Source organism: Wujia sp. (assembly GCF_056872695.1).
Genome location: NZ_DBMFCD010000009.1, coordinates 40,082 through 58,354 on the forward strand (window position 1 = coordinate 40,082; position 18,273 = coordinate 58,354).

General features: G+C 44.4%; 16 protein-coding genes. 15 read left to right on the forward strand and 1 reads right to left on the reverse strand.

Annotated features, from left to right (window positions below):
• Positions 1-128 precede the first annotated feature (128 nt).
• A complete protein-coding gene (gene argH, locus ACZQK9_RS09390) occupies positions 129-1,508 on the reverse strand; it encodes an argininosuccinate lyase (protein WP_483270409.1) in 1,380 nt (459 codons plus the stop codon).
• A 538-nt stretch (positions 1,509-2,046) separates the two neighbouring features.
• On the opposite strand from argH, the gene ACZQK9_RS09395 reads away from it, so the two are divergent.
• From ACZQK9_RS09395 to ACZQK9_RS09465, 15 genes are all read left to right on the forward strand, one after another.
• The gene (locus ACZQK9_RS09395; RefSeq protein ID WP_178017576.1) at positions 2,047-2,223 is read left to right on the forward strand and encodes a hypothetical protein; all 177 of its coding nucleotides are present in this window, start codon (positions 2,047-2,049) and stop codon (positions 2,221-2,223) included.
• Positions 2,224-3,303, forward strand: coding sequence for a transglutaminase domain-containing protein (locus ACZQK9_RS09400; protein WP_178017575.1), 1,080 nt, complete (start codon positions 2,224-2,226; stop codon positions 3,301-3,303). It begins immediately after the preceding gene.
• 3 nt (positions 3,304-3,306) lie between these two features.
• Positions 3,307-3,771, forward strand: coding sequence for a DUF5721 family protein (locus tag ACZQK9_RS09405; protein ID WP_483270410.1), 465 nt, complete (start codon positions 3,307-3,309; stop codon positions 3,769-3,771).
• 158 nt (positions 3,772-3,929) lie between these two features.
• The gene (gene htpG / locus ACZQK9_RS09410) at positions 3,930-5,918 is read left to right on the forward strand and encodes a molecular chaperone HtpG (RefSeq protein WP_483270411.1); all 1,989 of its coding nucleotides are present in this window, start codon (positions 3,930-3,932) and stop codon (positions 5,916-5,918) included.
• A 431-nt stretch (positions 5,919-6,349) separates the two neighbouring features.
• Positions 6,350-8,134, forward strand: a complete 1,785-nt coding sequence (locus ACZQK9_RS09415; RefSeq protein ID WP_483270412.1) for an Rqc2 family fibronectin-binding protein — start codon at positions 6,350-6,352, stop codon at positions 8,132-8,134.
• Positions 8,135-8,272: 138 nt separating this feature from the next.
• Positions 8,273-9,151 carry a YicC/YloC family endoribonuclease gene (locus ACZQK9_RS09420; RefSeq protein WP_483270413.1) on the forward strand — a complete coding sequence of 293 codons (879 nt, stop codon included), beginning with the start codon at positions 8,273-8,275 and terminating at the stop codon, positions 9,149-9,151.
• A gap of 17 nt (positions 9,152-9,168) precedes the next feature.
• The gene (gmk, locus tag ACZQK9_RS09425; RefSeq protein WP_178017570.1) at positions 9,169-9,786 is read left to right on the forward strand and encodes a guanylate kinase; all 618 of its coding nucleotides are present in this window, start codon (positions 9,169-9,171) and stop codon (positions 9,784-9,786) included.
• Positions 9,787-9,803: 17 nt separating this feature from the next.
• Positions 9,804-10,037 (forward strand): DNA-directed RNA polymerase subunit omega, encoded by a 234-nt coding sequence (rpoZ, locus tag ACZQK9_RS09430; protein WP_178017569.1) that lies wholly within the window; start codon positions 9,804-9,806, stop codon positions 10,035-10,037.
• 82 nt (positions 10,038-10,119) lie between these two features.
• On the forward strand, positions 10,120-11,619 hold the full coding sequence (locus ACZQK9_RS09435) for a UDP-N-acetylmuramoyl-L-alanyl-D-glutamate--2,6-diaminopimelate ligase (RefSeq protein WP_483270414.1): 1,500 nt from the start codon (positions 10,120-10,122) through the stop codon (positions 11,617-11,619).
• Positions 11,576-13,606 carry a replication restart helicase PriA gene (priA, locus tag ACZQK9_RS09440; RefSeq protein ID WP_483270415.1) on the forward strand — a complete coding sequence of 677 codons (2,031 nt, stop codon included), beginning with the start codon at positions 11,576-11,578 and terminating at the stop codon, positions 13,604-13,606. Before ACZQK9_RS09435 ends, priA begins: the two co-directional genes overlap by 44 nt.
• A 31-nt stretch (positions 13,607-13,637) precedes the next feature.
• A complete protein-coding gene (gene def, locus ACZQK9_RS09445; protein ID WP_178017566.1) occupies positions 13,638-14,117 on the forward strand; it encodes a peptide deformylase in 480 nt (159 codons plus the stop codon).
• 40 nt (positions 14,118-14,157) lie between these two features.
• On the forward strand, positions 14,158-15,126 hold the full coding sequence (fmt, locus tag ACZQK9_RS09450) for a methionyl-tRNA formyltransferase (RefSeq protein ID WP_178017565.1): 969 nt from the start codon (positions 14,158-14,160) through the stop codon (positions 15,124-15,126).
• A 14-nt stretch (positions 15,127-15,140) separates the two neighbouring features.
• The gene (rsmB, locus tag ACZQK9_RS09455; RefSeq protein ID WP_483270416.1) at positions 15,141-16,448 is read left to right on the forward strand and encodes a 16S rRNA (cytosine(967)-C(5))-methyltransferase RsmB; all 1,308 of its coding nucleotides are present in this window, start codon (positions 15,141-15,143) and stop codon (positions 16,446-16,448) included.
• A gap of 45 nt (positions 16,449-16,493) precedes the next feature.
• A complete protein-coding gene (gene rlmN / locus ACZQK9_RS09460; RefSeq protein ID WP_483270417.1) occupies positions 16,494-17,540 on the forward strand; it encodes a dual-specificity RNA methyltransferase RlmN in 1,047 nt (348 codons plus the stop codon).
• Complete coding sequence (locus tag ACZQK9_RS09465; protein WP_178017562.1) at positions 17,530-18,252, forward strand: Stp1/IreP family PP2C-type Ser/Thr phosphatase; 723 nt, start codon at positions 17,530-17,532, stop codon at positions 18,250-18,252. Before rlmN ends, ACZQK9_RS09465 begins: the two co-directional genes overlap by 11 nt.
• Positions 18,253-18,273: the final 21 nt, after the last annotated feature.

An 18,273-nucleotide genomic window follows, 5' to 3' on the forward strand; every position in this document is an offset into this window, starting at 1 on the left:
GCACTTAACGAACTGCATAGCAGTGAGTTTAGTACCGCTGCGTGTGGAAGTGAGCGAGAGCGCGTCTGCGTAGAAATTGTATTCTGATATATCTCGAGTAATCAACATGTTTCGCATTTACGTATTTATTATAGTTTTTCTAAGTATGCTTCATTGATCGCGAGCACCTGCTTCATAGCTTCCTCACCCGGTGCGCCAATCGTATTTCGCTTGCTGACACAAGTCTTCAGGCTGATCGTATCGTAGATGTCATCCTCGAATACCGGGCTGATTGCTTTATACTCGTCGATGGACATATCGAGCAGGGATTTATCATGCTCGATGCAGTAGAGTACAAGCTGACCAACGATACCATGCGCATCACGGAACGGAACACCGTGATTAACCAGATAATCAGCCGCATCGGTAGCATTTGTAAATCCGTTCATGGCACTTTTCTCCATGACAGGCTTGTTTAACTTCATCGTAGAAATCATGCCTGTGAACAAAGCGATACATCCTTTGACGGTATCAATCGCATCGAAGGTAAGTTCCTTGTCCTCCTGCATATCCTTATTATATGCAAGAGGAATACCCTTCATCGTTGTGAGAATGGACATTAGTGCGCCATATACACGCCCGGTCTTACCGCGGACAAGTTCGGCGATATCCGGATTCTTCTTCTGTGGCATGATTGAACTTCCGGTGCTGTATGCATCATCTAACTCTACAAACTGGTACTCGTTGGAGTTCCAGATGATGATCTCCTCAGAGAAACGGGACAGATGCATCATGATCGTAGAGAATGCGGAAAGCATCTCAATCACATAGTCACGGTCAGAAACTGAATCCATACTGTTTAAGGTTGGACCGGCAAAATCCAGAAGGCTGGCAGTCAGGTCACGATCCAGTGGATATGTTGTTCCAGCCAGTGCACCTGCACCAAGCGGACAATAGTTCATACGTGTATAGATATCGGTCATACGGCTGTAATCACGTTTGAACATCTCCATATATGCACCGACATGGTGAGCAAATGTAACAGGCTGTGCTTTCTGCAGATGTGTAAAGCCTGGCATATAGGTATCTACGTTTTCTTTCATTAAAATGTGAAGCTCTTTCATCAGTGACACGAGGAGCTTCTTGACTTCGAGAATCTCATCACGTACATACAGGCGCATATCGAGTGCCACCTGATCATTTCTCGAACGTCCAGTGTGAAGCTTCTTGCCGACATCGCCGATTCGGTCAATCAGATTCGCTTCGACGAAGCTGTGAATATCCTCATATTTAGAAGATATCTCCAGTGTTCCATTTTCTACATCGGCAAGGATGCCGTTTAAACCATCGATAATCTGATCGCGTTCCGCATCAGTCAGGATACCGCTTGCTGCAAGCATTGTCACATGTGCGATGCTGCCGCGGATGTCCTGCTTGTAGAACTTCTGATCAAAACTAATCGAAGCATTAAAATTATATACTAACTGGTCTGTCTCCTTTGTGAAACGACCGCCCCATAACTGTGCCATAATCTACCTCGCTTTATCTTCTGTAAATAATTTGCGTTGTGCTAAGGCACATAACAAGGGATTGATTTGTGCTATATGCCAAAGATATTGTAAATATTTACAGGTATTTAATGTTTGAAATATAATATACAACAAATCCCAAGAACCGACAAGACAAACGCGAAAAAAGGTTGCGATTTATCTTTATATACATTAGAATGATTTACATAATATTATAGTCATATACGAGACAACTGCGAAACAGAGAGAACAAAGTATATTATATATTTCAATCGGTTTCATACAGATATACGATATGTTTGAAACTTAGTAGTTCTTAATGTTCTGTGAATAGAAGCAGCCATGTTTGAACACGATGTTCAAACAAGCCGTCATTGAGCCATGGATGGCGAATTGACGGCGGTGGCGTATGATTAGAATATGTGATACAGAACGTTTAGAACTACTTGGTTTCAATACATTGTATATCGAATGAATCAGATTGAAATATATGTTCATCGTATAGCTGTTTCACAGTTGTCAGGATAAGGAGATAATTATGAGCGCAATTCTTGCAAATATAATCGCAACCGGTGACAGCGGCAAACCACTTTTGGTAGCCATCTGCCTGATCGTTTCCATCGTATTGATGGTTGTATTGATCATGATAGGCAAAGGTGGAAATGGAAAAGATGATGAGTCTGACGAGGAAGAAAAAGACAGGAGCAAGCATTAAATGAAGCAAAAAAAGGAAAAAATGCACATTATCTTTCCGGTGCTTGTGGTGGCTGTGATCCTTGTGTTTTACTTTTACAATTTCCGCATCGGTTCGTATCTGCATCCGGATGAAACTGCGTACAGTATGGAAGAACTGACACAGATGGTCACAGAGCAGATCAATGAAGGAAAGACGCATGGTAATTTTTATATATCCGGAATTTCGGAGAGCGATATTTCCAATATCAATGAGAACCTGTGCAGTATGAACGGCATGGTCGACCAGTATATGGTGACAGAAAAAAGCCGGGACGGCATGCGGATCCGGTTTCAATATGAAATCTCAGATAACTATTATGTATGGCAGAAATATGTGAATAACGCTGCAATTCCATCCGATCATGCACTTGCCTACAAGCTGTATGATAAAGTGGAAGCGGTGTTAAAGCAGATTATCAAGCCGGATATGACAGACTATGAAAAAGAGCTTGCAATCCATGATTACATCGTGGTGCATTGTCAGTATGGGTATGTGGAATCCTCAAAGGATTATGCTTATCGGGCATACGGTGCCCTGGTGCAGAACAAAGCCGTGTGCAATGGATATGCGGAGGCAATGGCACTGCTTATGACATGCGTTGGAATTGAGAATCAGATTGTAACCGGAACGGCGGATAATGAACTCCATGCATGGAATCAGGTGTGTCTGGATGGAAATTGGTATCAGGTGGATGCCACATGGGACGATCCACTTCCGGATCGTGGTGTATTTGCCGGGCATGAGTATTTCAATGTCACGGATGCGATCATGGATGACAGACATGACTGGAAGCAGGAAGCATTTCCGGCGTGCGACAGTACGGATTATAATTATTATGAACAAAACAATCTGATCTGTGACAGCGATGCATTCCGCACACTGATCAGAAATCAGGCGTTACGAAACAGTACAGGCACAATTGAGGTTGTTGTGACTGATTATACGAAGGACTTTGATTATTCCTTTATGCAGGATGTGGGTGCCGTGCAGTATTTTCAGTATACGGAAGAACCTTACGGCGCATATGATCTGGTAACGATTTATTTGAATCAGAGGTAGAAGATGGAGATAGTCGAGATAGAAGAAAAAGCAGAATATATAAAAGAGCTGTTTGAAAAGGGAAAATACGACAGCTTTTATCTGTACGAGGCACGGGTGAAAACGAAGCTTGATTATTATGTAAATGGCAGGCTGAACCGTGACTATTTTGATACGGAGGCACAGGTGGATCTGCCGGAATATATTGAATGGAAGGATATCAAGGCAACCGTGTATTCATTTCTCAAAGGGGAGCGGCTGCCAATCGGTTTCAAGATTATCCTGATGTTCAACCGGGAGAATATCAGTCGTCTGTTGGAAATGAACAATCTGCCGGTCAAAGAGGAGGATGTGAGCGCGTTGTTTATGAACGTTGTCTATGAACATGAAGCGCTATCTGTGACAACCGGAACCTCTTTGAAGATATTTACGATGGACAAGACGTTGGAACATGTCTGGGATGACACAATCAAGAAATATTATATTTAAAGTAGAATTATTAGCACTCAATAAAAATGAGTGCTAATTTTTCCTTGACATTCATATTTCCAGGTATTATTATCTTATTTATGAAATACACAATCGTAAAAAATAAGTCTGCAGGAAAGGACAGCAGGCTTGTATTGGTTATTAGGAGGTAATAAAACATGGAACGACAGGGTAATTTATCAATTAACAGTGACAACATTTTTCCGATTATTAAGAAATGGCTTTATTCAGACCAGGATATTTTCATCCGGGAGCTGATTTCCAACGGCTGTGATGCAATCACAAAATTAAAGAAGCTTGCGGTGATGGGCGAATATGAGGAAGTCGAAGGCGAGGAGTATAAGATTGAGGTGTATGCTTCTGCCAAGGATAAGACTTTGACATTTGTGGATAATGGTCTTGGTATGACAGAGGAAGAACTTGACAAATATATCAATCAGATTGCATTTTCCGGTGCAACGGACTTCATCAATAAATATAAGGATAAGTCTGGCGATGAGCAGATCATCGGACACTTCGGACTTGGTTTTTATTCCGCATTTATGGTTGCGGATAAGGTAACAATCGAGACATGCTCCTACAAGGAAGGTGCAAAGCCGGTATATTGGGAGTGCGACGGCGGAACGAATTACACGATGAGTGAGAGCGACGACGATATCCGTGGTACAGCTATCACATTGTATCTGAATGAGGATTGCTTAGAGTATGCAAATGAGTACCGTGTGAAGGAAGTCATCCAGAAGTACTGTGCATTTATGCCATACAACATCTACTTTATCAATGAGGATAAGGAAGAGGAAGAGGCTGCCAAGAAGGAAGCCGAGAAGAAGGAAAAGGACAAGGTGATCGAGGTCGATACGACACAGGAGGATGAGCTTGTCGGTGATGCACCGAAGAAGGATGAGGCAGAAGAAAAGAAAGAGGATGCCACAGAAGAAAAGAAAGAAGAGAGAAAACCTTTAAATGATACGAATCCTCTCTGGATGCGCAACCCGAAGGATTGTACGGACGAGCAGTACATTGATTTCTATCAGCATGTGTTCTTAGACTTCAAGAAGCCACTCTTCTGGATTCACCTAAATATGGATTATCCATTTAACTTAAAGGGTATTTTGTACTTCCCGAAGATCAATACACAGTATGACCAGTTAGAGGGTACGATTAAGTTATATAATAATCAGGTATTCATCGCAGATAATATCAAGGAAGTCATTCCAGAATTCCTGCTTCTGTTGAAGGGCGTCATTGATTGTCCGGATCTGCCACTGAATGTATCCCGTTCCGCATTGCAGAATGATGGATTTGTCAAGAAGATCTCTGATTACATTACGAAGAAAGTCGCCGATAAGCTGGCTGGCATGTACAAGAATAACAAGGATGATTATGAGAAGTATTGGGATGATTTAAGCCCATTCATCAAGTTTGGCTGCCTGAAGGATGAGAAGTTCTGTGACAAGATGACAGATTATATGCTCTTTAAGGACATCAACGGCAAGTACATCACACTTCCGGAATACCTTGAAGAGGGCAAGGAGAAATACGAGAACAAAGTATTTTATATCTCCGATGAAGTGGCACAGTCCCAGTATATCAACATGTTCAAGGAAGAGGGCATGAATGCGGTTTATCTGACACACAACATTGATAACCCATACATCACACACCTCGAAGGTAAAAATGAAAATGTGAAGTTCCTGCGTATTGATGCAGATCTTGCCGATAATTTCGTAGGTGAGAAGCTGACAGAAGAGCAGACGAAGGAATATACAGATAAGCTTTCCGAGGCATTCAAGAAAGCAACCGGAAATGACAAGCTTGTAGTCAAAGTCGAGAGCATGAAGAACGAGAATGTATCTTCTGTCCTGACTGTATCTGAGGATTCACGTCGTATGATGGAGATGATGCGTGCGTACAATATGGATGGCATGGATCCTGCTATGTTTGGTGCAGGTGAGGCAGAGACACTTGTCTTAAATTCAAACAACAAGCTTGTAAAATACATCCTGGATAACCCGGAGGGAGAGTACAAGGATATGATCTGCAACCAGCTTTATGATCTGGCTGTCCTTGCCAACAAGCCACTCTCCGCCGAGAAGATGACAGCATTTGTAAAACGAAGCAATGATCTGCTTGGATTGTTGATCTAATATAATCACATAAGGTGGTCAAAATGCATGTCAGATGTAATGTGCATGATATATGCGCATTTACATTGACATGCATTTTTGATATTATGTGATTGCAATTTTAGAAAGTAGCTTACGAAACGGACTATGATTTGCTTTTATGTGTCTGCATCGTTGTCTGACAATATAAATATGTTTGGAATTTAGAAGTTCTTGATGTTCTGTAAATAAACAGCAATGTTTGAACACGATGTTCAAACAAACCGCCACTGAGCCATGGATGGCGAATTGGCGGTGGTTGCGTGCGTTGTTTAGCTTGTGAATCAGAACATCTTAGAACTTCTTGATTTCAATACATCTTATATAGTCAGACAACGATGCAGCCATATATGCAAATCATAGTGTGTTTCGTGATTATGATTGTGATTATTGGAATGAAAAGGAGTAAGAAAATGGCATTTGACGGAGTAACCGTATCTGCGATCGTCAGCGAACTAAAGAAGAATCTGACAGGCGGACGTATTTATAAAATATATCAGCCGGAAGTGGACGAACTGTGCCTGGTCGTGAAAAACCGGACAGAACAGGGCAACACAACCAGTCGTCTGGTGATTTCTGCGGATGCCAGCCTGCCCCTTATTTATCTGACCGGGCAGACAAAGGAGAATCCGACGACAGCACCGAATTTCTGCATGCTGCTTCGGAAACATATTGGAAATGCACGTATCCTGTCCGTGACACAGCCGAACTTTGAACGGATTATAGAGATGGAGTTAGAACATCTTGATGAGATGGGAGACCTGTGCCGGAAGAAACTGATCGTTGAGATCATGGGTAAGCACAGCAATATCATCTTCACAGATGCGGATGGCACGATCATTGACAGTATTAAACATATATCCCATCAGGTAAGCTCTGTGCGGGAGGTGTTACCGGGAAGAACGTATGTATATCCACCGGCACAGGAGAAGGAGAATCCGTTAGACATTGATATCAACTATTTTATGAATCATGTCCTGCGCAAGCCGGTATCGGTGACGAAAGCAATCTATACATCCCTGACAGGGCTATCACCGGTAATTGCAAATGAAATCTGTTACCGGGCAGGTGTCGATGGTGGAATGAGTACAGCGGGACTTTCGATGCGGGAGCAGGAATCTTTATATGCTACGTTTGATGCAATGCGCCAGAGCATAAAAGAAGAACAGTTTGCACCGTGTATCGCTTATCAGGGTTATGCACCAAAGGAATTTGCAGCGTGCACATTGACGATGTACGGAGCACAGGAAGAGAACCTTCCAAACAAAGATACCGATGGATTGAAAGCATTTACGTCGATGTCTCCAGTCATTGAAGAATATTATCAGGCGAAGAGTGTAGTGACGCGGATCCGGCAACGGTCTACCGATCTTAGAAAGATCGTCAGTAATGCAATTGAGCGGACGGCAAAAAAATATGATCTGCAGCGGTCACAATTGAAGGATACAGAGAAGCGTGAAAAATACAAAGTGTATGGAGAACTGCTGACCGCATACGGATATTCCTGCAAGCCGGGGGATAAAGAAATCACCTGTGAGAATTACTATGACGGCGAAACCATAACGATTCCTCTTGATCCGGAACAGTCAGCGATGGAAAATGCAAAGCGGTATTTCAACAAATACAACAAGCTGAAGCGTACCTATGAAGCATTGATGGAGCTTACGGTAGAGTCGAAGGAAGAACTTGACTATCTGCTTTCTGTCCAGAACTCACTGGAAATTGCGAAGACGGAAAACGATCTGCAGGAGATCAAGCAGGAGCTTATCGAAAGTGGTTATGTGCGTGGCAGAATTGACCGCAGCAAGCAGAAGAAACAGGCGAAAGCAAAACCATTGCATTATATATCCGGTGACGGCTACCATATGTATGTAGGGAAGAATAATTTCCAGAATGAGGAGCTGACATTTAAGTTCGCAGAGGGGAATGATCTGTGGTTTCATGCGAAACAGATGCCTGGTTCTCATGTGATTGTCAAGACGAATGGCGAGACGGAGATTCCGGACCACACCTATGAGGAAGCAGCAAGGCTTGCAGCATATTACTCAACCGGTAAGGAAGCACCAAAGGTGGAGATTGACTATACGACGAAAAAGAATCTGAAGAAACCACCGAAAGCAAAACCGGGATTTGTGATTTATCATACAAATTATTCGATGAGTATCGAACCGGATATTCATGGGATTGCAGAAGCTTAAAACGTGAAATTAAACATCAAAACACCTTGATTTTTAAGGGGTCCTATACTATAATAATGTAGATTATCGTTCAGTGATAAAGAGAAACGATAATCTGCATTATTTTTATTTGGAAACAGGAATTAACAGGAGACTATCGTGATAAAGAGTATGACAGGCTTCGGAAGAGGCGAACAGGTAAACGAGGATCGAAAGATCGTCGTAGAGATCAAGGCAGTTAATCACAGATTCTGTGATATGAATGTGAAGCTGCCCAAGAAACTGAATTATTTTGAGACAGATATTCGAAACTGCCTGAAAGAATACATTCAGCGTGGAAAAGTAGATGTATTTATCACATATGAGGATTACACGAAATCCAACGTATGTGTCAAATATAACAAAGACATTGCATCTGAATATATCACATACCTGAACAGTATGGTTGATGATTTCGGATTACAGTCGGATGTGAAGCCGGCAGTGATTGGAAGATTCCCCGAGGTATTTACACTTGAGGAACAGTCTGTGGATGAAAATGAGATCTGGTCGCATTTAGAGGGCGTTGTGCGGGAAGCAGCAGAGAAGTTTGTAGAATCCCGTATTCGTGAGGGTGAGAATCTGAAGAGAGATCTGCTTGCCAAGCTTTCTGCAATGTCAGAAATCGTAGCATATATCGAGGAAAAATCCCCACAGATTATTGAAGACTATAAGACAAGACTGATCGAGAAGGTGGACGAGCTTGCAATCAATACGCAGATTGATGAGCAGCGTATTGCAGCAGAAGTTACAATGTATGCGGACAAGGTTTGCGTGGACGAGGAGGTTGTACGGCTCAGAAGCCATATTGACAGTACAATCAAAATCCTGACCGAGGGTGGTGCAGTCGGCAGAAAGCTGGACTTCATTGTACAGGAGATGAACCGGGAGGCAAATACGATTTTGTCCAAAGCCAATTCCCTGATTATTGCGGACAGAGGGATTGATCTGAAGACAGAGATTGAAAAGGTTCGTGAACAGATACAGAATATAGAGTAGGAGGAACCAGATATATTATGGCAAAGAAAGGTTCTTTGATCGTTATTTCCGGATTCTCCGGCGTTGGAAAAGGTACCGTTGTCAAGAAGATGGTTGCCGAGTATGGTTACAGCCTGTCGGTGTCGGCGACAACACGTGCTCCGCGTGAGGGAGAAGTAGATGGAAGAGAATACTATTTCAAATCCGTAGATGAATTCCGGAATCTGATTGATTATAATGGATTTATCGAGTGGGCACAGTATGTGGAAAATTATTATGGTACCCCAAGAAAATTTGTAGAGGATGAGATGGCGAAAGGTCACGATGTGATTTTGGAAATCGAAGTGCAGGGCGCCATGAATGTCCGGGAACAATATCCGGATGCGATTCTTATATTTATTACAGCACCGAGTGCGAAGGGACTTCGAGAACGTCTGGCAGGACGTGGCACTGAGAGTGAGGAAGTCATCAACAAACGTATGCAGCGGGCGGTAGAGGAATCCGAGGATATGCAGCAATATGACTATATCGTTGTAAACGACGATTTAGATACATGTGTACACAGCGTACACTCGATTATTGTAGGCAGAAAATGTCTGCGTGAAAATAATCTGGAATTTATGGAAGAAATTAAAAATGAGCTGAAAGCTTTATAGGAAGGGAGATATAGACAATGATACATCCATCTTACACAGAGTTAATGGAAGTAATTAACAGCGACGTAGAACCAGGAGAACAGCCGGTTGTTCAGAGCCGTTATTCCGTAGTTATGGCAACTGCAAAGCGAGCAAGACAGATTATTGATGGTGCAGAACCACTGGTAAAGTCTGCAAGTGGAAAACCGCTTTCAACGGCAGTTGAGGAATTGTATAGCGGAAAAGTAAAAATTGTCGGTGATGACGAGTAAAACCCATAAGGGCTTCAAAGGCTGCAGAACAAATGCTGTAGCCTTATTTACTTTTCATGTATATCTTATATGGAGGTAAGATATGAAATTATCAGAAGTATTACAGGGACTTAAATTTGAGGTATTGCAGGGAAGCACCGGTATCTCATTTCACGATATCCGCAATGATTCAAGGAAAGTACAGCCGGGCGATCTGTTTTTCTGTATCTCCGGAGCGGTATCGGATGGACATAAATATGTACAGGATGTAGCCGAAAAAGGAGCTGCGGTTATCGTAGTGGAAAAGCCGGTTGCTGTGCCGGATACGGTCACAGTCATCCGGGTGGAAAATACGCGGTATGCCATGGGTATGATCAGTTCCGCTTTTTATGGAAAGCCTTCTGAAAAGCTGAAGGTAATTGGACTGACCGGAACCAAAGGCAAGACGACAACAACTTATATGATTCGGGAGATGCTGGAGCGATCCGGAATTAAAACCGGACTGATCGGCACCATTGAGATTATGGATGGAAAGCAGCGGATTCCTGCGAACAATACAACACCAGAGTCTATGCTGTTACATAAATATCTGAGAGATATGGTGGATAATGGTTGTCAGGCGGTTGCAATGGAAGTATCCTCCCAGGGACTGATGCTTGATCGCGTGGCAGGTGTATCCTTTGATTATGGCATCTTTACCAATTTGTCGAAAGATCATATCGGACCAAATGAACATGCAAGCTTTGAGGAATATCGTGACTGGAAAGCAAAGCTGTTTACGCTCTGCAAGACCGGCATCTTTAATGTGGATGATGCAAATGCCGGATATATGATGGAACATGCAACCTGTGAGAAAGTGACCTATGGTGAACAAACGGATGCCGATTATCGGGCACAGAATGTGGAGTTATATAGAGAAAAAGGTGTGCTTGGAATCCAGTATACCCTGTCTGGAAAACTGGAGGCAAAGATTGTAGTAGATCTGCCGGGGGAGTTTTCTGTCCATAATTCTCTGGCTGCCATTGCTGTTGCAGATTTGTTACAGGTTTCAGTTGCGGATATTCAGAACATATTGAAAGAAGTGAAGGTGCGCGGACGTGTGGAAATGATCCCGATTTCGGATGCATTTACCCTGATGATCGATTATGCACACAATGCTATGGCACTTGAAAGTCTGCTCACAGCACTGCGTGCATATAATCCAAAACGTCTGATCCCTTTGTTTGGATGTGGAGGAAACCGATCCAGAGACCGTCGGTTTGAGATGGGTGAGGTATCTGGAACTATGGCGGATTTTACAATTATTACAAGTGATAATCCAAGAGACGAGGAACCGCTTGCGATTATGGACGATATTGAGACAGGCATGAAGAAGACAACGGGGGCATATGTGAAGATTGCAGATCGAAAAGAGGCAATCCGCTATGCAATCCTGCATGCAAAGGAAGGCGACGTGGTTGTGCTTGCAGGAAAAGGACATGAGGATTATCAGGAAATCCATGGAGTAAAGCACCATATGGATGAACGTGAACTGATTTGTGAGATTTTGGAGGAAGAGGATGTCACAGACATATGCGGATATAATAATCGATATTTCGCATAGTGCGATCGACCGGGTGTTTCAGTACCGGATCGGGGAAGCACTGGAATCACAGGTACAGATTGGAAGTCTGGTAACGGTCCCGTTTGGGAAAGGAAACGCACGCCGGCATGGGTATGTGATCGGCATCACAGAGACTCCTTCCTATGAGCCGGACAAGATCAAAGAGATTGTCGAAGTTCCGCAGAAAGGACTGCCGATCGAGGGAAAACTGATTCAGCTTGCCGCATGGATGCGTGAGACGTATGGTACGACAATGAATCAGGCATTGCAGACGGTTATGCCGGTAAAACAGACGGTGCGTAAAACGGCACAGAAGATAGAAGAGACAGTGCTTTCTGATAAAAACTGGGAGTTTGTAACACTGAATGATGCGCAACAGGCGTTGGTGGATGCGTTTGCAGAGAATTATCAGAATGAAGTGCGAAAGACATATTTGCTGCACGGGATAACCGGCAGTGGAAAAACAGAGGTCTACATTCAGTGTATCAAAGAGGTCATACGGGATGGCGGACAGGCTATCGTATTGATTCCGGAAATATCGTTGACGTATCAGACACTCGCACGGTTTCGGAAGCATTTTGGCACGCGGGTTGCCTTTGTGAATTCCAAACAGAGCAAGGGAGAAAAATACGAGCAGTTCCGCAGGGCAAAAGAGGGCGAGGCCGATGTTGTAATCGGACCGAGATCAGCACTGTTCACACCATTTCCGAACCTGAAACTGATAGTGATAGATGAGGAACATGACGCTGCGTTTAAGAGTGATCAGGCACCGAAATATCATGCACGGGATGTTGCAATGAAGCGTGCAGAGCTGGAGGAAGCCAGTGTGATACTTGGCTCAGCGACACCGAGTGTGGAAAGCTATGCACAGGCTGAGACCGGACGCTATGTATTATGGGAATTAAACAGCCGGCCGGATGGCGTGAAAGCACAGCAGATTGAAGTTGTCGATTTACGGGATGAGCTGCGAAAGGGAAACCGAAGCATCATCAGCCGGAATCTGTATGCGAAGATACAGGACCGGCTTGCAAAGAAAGAACAAATGATGCTTTTTATCAACCGGCGCGGATTTAACAGCTTTGTATCGTGCCGGGCATGTGGAGAAGCAATCAAATGTCCAAAATGTGATGTGGCACTGACGTATCATCAACAGACGTTTCAGGCACAAAGACAGCTGGTGTGTCATTATTGCGGGTATTCGATGGCGATGCCGAAACAATGTCCGTCTTGCGGGTCCAATATGATCGCCGGGTTTGGAACAGGAACAGAGAAAGTCGAAGAAGAGATAAAAAAACTGTTTCCCGGGATTAAGACATTGCGTATGGATCGTGACACAACGATGCGGAAAGATGCCGGTGCCCGTATATTGAAGCAGTTTTCGGAAGGAAAGGCAGATATGCTGATCGGAACCCAGATGATCGTGAAGGGGCATGATTACAGCAATGTGACACTGGTCGGTGTAATACTGGCAGATCTGTCCCTGTATGCGAATGATTACCGGGCAGGTGAACGGACATTTGAACTGCTGACACAGGCAGCAGGGCGTGCCGGCCGTGGTGATAAAGAGGGTTCGGTAGTGATCCAGACATACCAGCCGGAGCATTATGCGATTGCGGCGGCTGCGAATCAGGACTACAGGGTATTTTATGATATGGAGATGGCATACCGGCGGATGCTCCGGTATCCGCCGGTCTATGATATGCTGCAGGTTCTGCTGACAGGCGAGTCCAAAGGAAACGTGGAAAGCTATGCAGGAATCCTGAGCCGCGATTTAAAAGAGAAATTAAATACATTACAGTTTACACATACCAGGATCATTGGCCCGGGTGAAGCGGCAATTGGAAAAATCAACGACGAATACCGCTATGTGATTTATATTAAGGCACCGGGGCTTGGCGCGATCACCACGCTACGTGACTATATTGACACATGCAGCTGCGAGGGTGTGACGATTACAGTAGATGTGAATCCGATGACGGTATGTTAAAACAGGCAATATAGAAAATATGGAGGGCGTTATGGCAACAAGAAAAATACGTTTAGATGGTGATGATGTGTTGAGAAAGGTTTGTAAACCGATTGAGAAGATGACACCACGTTTGCAGACTTTGATTGACGATATGTATGACACGATGTATGAGGCAAATGGTGTGGGATTGGCTGCACCACAGGTTGGTATATTAAAGCGCATCGTCGTGATTGATATTGGAGATGATAATGCCTATACGTTGATCAATCCGAAAATTATCGAGGCGGATGGCGAGCAGACCGGTGAAGAAGGATGCTTGAGTCTGCCTGGATTGCAGGGAACTGTGACAAGACCGAATCATGTCATCTGTGAGGCGTATGATGAGGATATGCAGCTTCGACAGATCGAGGGCGAAGGACTGCTGGCACGTGCCATCTGTCATGAACTGGATCATCTGGATGGAATTTTGTACAAGGACAAGGTGGAGGATGGACTTTACAAAGTAGAGCCTGTTGATCCGGAACAGTAAAAATCCACGTGTGCGAGAGACCAGAACATGGAGGTAGAACATGAGAATCATATATATGGGAACGCCGGAGTTTGCAGCCATTGCGCTTTCGGCAATTGTGAAAGAACATGAGGTGGTGGCGGTTGTGACACAGCCGGACAAACCACAGGGACGAAACCGGAAGCTGGTGCCAACACCGGTCAAGGTGAAAGCACAGGAATATGACATACCAGTCTATCAGCCGGAAAAGGTACGGGAGGCAGAGATGGTAGAGACGCTTCGGTCATACAAGCCGGATGTGATTGTCGTGGCTGCATATGGACAGATTCTGCCGGAAAGCATTTTATCGATTCCGCCATATGGATGTATCAATATCCATGCATCACTGCTTCCGAAATATCGTGGGGCAGCTCCGATTGAACGGGCAATCATTGACGGAGAAACAGTGACAGGTGTCACAACGATGTATATGGAAAAGGGACTGGATACCGGAGATATGATTGACAAGGTCGAGGTCGCTATCACACCGGAGGATACCGGAGCCACATTGCATGACAAGCTGGCTACGGCAGGAGCAGCTTTGATCCTTGAGACACTCACCGGACTTGAAAATCATACAGCAACACGCACAAAGCAGGATGATTCGCTAAGCTGCTATGCATCCATGCTCTCGAAAGAAATGGGAAGAATGGACTTCTCAAAACCGGCAGAAGAACTGGAACGGCTCATCCGGGGACTGAATCCGTGGCCATGTGCATACACAGAGATTGATGGTAAGAATGTAAAGATTTATAAAGCAAAGGTTGTAGCTGTGGATGAGGCATATAAAGCCGAGGTGCAGGCAAAAGCGGAACAGACTCTGACCTTTGCACCGGGAGAGATCGTAGAGACTGCGAAGAAATATTTTGTGATTGCATGTGGAACAGATGCATTGCAGATTCAGAACCTGCAACCGGAGGGCAAAAAGCCGATGGATACGGCTGCCTATCTGAATGGTAATCCGTTAAAGGCAGGAATGACTGTGAATTAGAAAAGGAGAAGCACATGGATACAAGAGACGTGGCACTGACGGTGTTGCTCGATATAGAGACAAATCAGACATTTTCCAATCAGGCACTTGGAAATGCGCTTCGAAAAAATCAGTTTACCGATAAGGTAGAACGCGCCTTTTTATCCAGACTGGTCGAGGGCGTCACCGAGATGAAGCTGCGGTTGGATTATGTGATCGATCAGTATTCCAAAACAAAAGTTAAAAAGTGCAAGCCGGTGATTGCATGCCTGCTTCGGATGGGGTGTTACCAGATCCTGTTTATGGACAGTGTACCGGATTCAGCGGCATGCAACGAATGTGTGAAGCTTGCGAAAAAACATGGCTTTGCTGGACTTTCCGGGTTTGTAAATGGCGTGCTTCGTACGATTGCACGGGAAAAAGAAAAAATCACATATCCAGATCAGAAGAAAGAACCGGCAAAATATTTGTCGGTAATGACAGCGACACCGCTCTGGCTGGTGGAAAAACTGACTGTGCAGTATGGCGCAAAGGATACAGAGACGATTTTGAAGTCTGCATTTACAGAGCGAAAGACAAGCATTCGTTTGAATCGGCAACGGATGGAAGCGAACGGAGAGACGATAGCAGACTATAAAAAAAGGCTGGAAGCAGCCGGAATCACAGTAGAGCATGGTGCATATTATGAGGGTGCATGGCGGTTATCCGGGTATGATTTCGTACATAAGATTCCCGGCTATAAGCAGGGATATTTTACCGTGCAGGATGAAAGCTCTATGTGTGCGGTTGCGGCAGCAGGAATCAGGGCGGATGATTTTGTCTTAGACATCTGTGCAGCACCGGGTGGCAAGACGACAGCGGCAGCAGAATTTGCCCGAAATGGGCATGTGCTGTCCATGGATATTGCGGAGGATAAGCTTGATCTGATCGAAGAAAATGTGGAACGATTAAAGCTTTCCAATGTGGAAATCCATTGCCAGGATGCAACAGAATATATGGCAGAACAGGAAGAAAAAGCAGATGTTGTGATTGCCGATCTGCCTTGTTCCGGACTTGGTATCATGGGACGGAAGAATGATATCAAATACCGGGTGACAGAGGATCAGATCAGGTCACTCGTGGAATTGCAGCATATGATACTGCAAAACGCCTGTCGTTACGTGAAAGCGGATGGAACGCTTTTGTATAGCACCTGTACGATTACAAAAGAAGAAAACATATTGCAGGTGGAGAGGTTCTTAAAGGAACATCCGGAATATATATTAAAAGAACAACGACAGTTCTTACAGGGAATAGATGCCTGTGATGGATTTTATTATGCAGTGTTGTGCAGACAAAGATGAGAACTCTTTGATAATCAGAAAATAAAAGGAGTGGCGTCATATTAAATGGACATTAAATCAATGTACCTTACAGAAATTGAACAGTGGATGAAAGCACATGGACAGCCGGAATTCCGGGCAAAACAGGTGTTTCAGTGGATGCATCAGAAGTATGTGGCATCGACAGAGGATATGTCGAACCTGCCGAAGTCACTGCGTGCACAGATGGACGAAGAAGGCTTTGTGCATATCGAGGCAGAGACGAGTCAGGAATCGAAAGCAGATGGCACAATCAAGTTTTTGTATCGTTTGTCGGATGGACAGATGATCGAAACTGTGTTTATGCGTCATAATTATGGAAATTCGGTCTGCATTTCATCACAGGCTGGCTGCAGGATGGGGTGCAGGTTCTGTGCGTCAACGATCGGTGGTCTGGTACGGAATCTGACTGCGTCAGAGATGCTTGAACAGATCTATGCGACGAGCCGGATCACGGGAGAGCGGATCAGTCATGTAGTTGTGATGGGAACCGGAGAACCCCTGGATAATTATGAGAATCTGATCCGGTTTTTACGGTTGTTGATCGATGAGAATGGATATAACCTGAGTGCCAGAAATATTACGGTATCGAGCTGCGGAATCGTGCCCCGCATCTATGATCTGGCAAAGGAGGATATTCCGATTACCTTTGCCCTGTCGCTGCATGCACCGAGCGATGAGGAACGGAAAGAACTGATGCCGGTTGCACATCAGTACACATTGGCAGAGACATTGGATGCCTGCCGGGAATATTTCCGGCAGACCGGACGAAGGGTGACCTTTGAGTACAGCCTTGTAAAGGGCAAGAATGATACGGCGGAGCAGGCGGGAAAACTGGCAAAGCTTCTTTCTGGCATGAATTGCCATGTAAATCTGATTCCGATCAATCCGGTAGAGGAACGTGATTACGAGCGGAGTGATAGTGATTCAGTCGAAAAATTCAAATCCACTCTTGCAAAATATCATATAAATGCTACAATAAGGAAGAGTATGGGTAGCGATATAGACGCTGCCTGTGGTCAGTTACGAAGGAAATATGCGTTTCATCATCAGGAGGATTCCCATGCATTCTAGTGGAAAGACGGATACCGGGATCAAACGTAATAACAATCAGGACAGTATTTTTTTCAGTGACACTCCGGTCGGTCCACTTCCGAATCTGTACATTGTGGCAGATGGAATGGGCGGACATCGCGCGGGGGACAAAGCATCGAGGATGGCGATTGATATTACAGTGGATTTCATAGAGAAGTCCACAATAGAAAATCCGGTAGCACTGTTAAAGCGGGCAATGTTATTTGTAAACAATGAAATATATAAGGCGGCGTGTGCAGATCCCGATTTAAATGGGATGGGAACGACGATGGTTGCGGCTGTTGCACAGGACGGAAAGCTGTATGTGGCGAATGTCGGTGACAGCAGATTGTATGCAATCGGAGGCGAGATACGCCAGATTACGATGGATCACTCCCTGGTGGAGGAACTGATTCGAAAAGGTGAACTGGAACGGAAAAAAGGACGCAATCATCCGGAGAAAAACATTATCACAAAAGCGATGGGCTCAAGAGATGAGATGATGCCGGACTTTTTTGAGATAGAGATCAGCACGGAAGAAAAATATCTGTTATGCTCAGACGGGTTATCGAACATGGTCGAAGATGACGAAATAAGGGATATTGTTTCCGAGGAAGACGATTTAGACCGGATCACACAGGAGCTTGTGGATCGGGCAAATTACTATGGTGGATCGGATAATATATCCGTGATCATCATATCGGCAGAGTGATGACCGAGTAGAGAACGAATA